The following is a 562-nucleotide window of genomic DNA, read 5'->3' as shown; positions in this document are numbered from 1 at the left end:
AGTACGCTTGACGAGGCCTTTGTGAAAGCTTCATTTAATTCGACCATTACGACTTACTTATATTTTGTTAAGGCAAATGGTGATATCCAGGCAAGCTTAGAAAAGTGTATTGAAATGTACCAGCAAAGAATGGAATTCACTGCCAAATTTCAACAAACCATTCGTTACCCTTTACTGCTCCTGATCATCTTTTCAATTCTGCTTTACTTCATTAAAAATTCCATTCTTCCATCCTTTTCCGACTTGTTTTTAACAAATGCTGTCACATCATCAACCATATCAATTTCCCTGATTGTCATCAATATTTTTGGGACTTTTGCCTGGGCTGGCATTGTCATCGTATTAGTCTCATTCTTTGGATGGCAATATATCAAAGATAAAGTTAGTATTGAAAGTCAACTGAATCTGTATCGTAAAATACCTATTTACCGGAGTTACAAACGTGTTGAAACCTCTTTCCTGTTTGCAACACATTTTAGCTCCCTATTAAAAACCGGGATTTCAATAAAGGATATCCTAACAATTATGTCCAATCAAACACAATCACCCATCCTTTCTTATT

General features: G+C 35.4%; 1 pseudogene. It reads left to right on the top strand.

The window, feature by feature from the left end:
• Positions 1-21: 21 nt before the first annotated feature.
• Positions 22-562, top strand: a pseudogene (locus AC3G7N_RS22150) (chromosome partitioning protein ParA); the annotation flags it as partial.

Source organism: Virgibacillus carmonensis (assembly GCF_057836705.1).
Note: the sequence above shows the minus strand (reverse complement) of the source record. Positions and strands in the feature narration are given on the sequence as shown.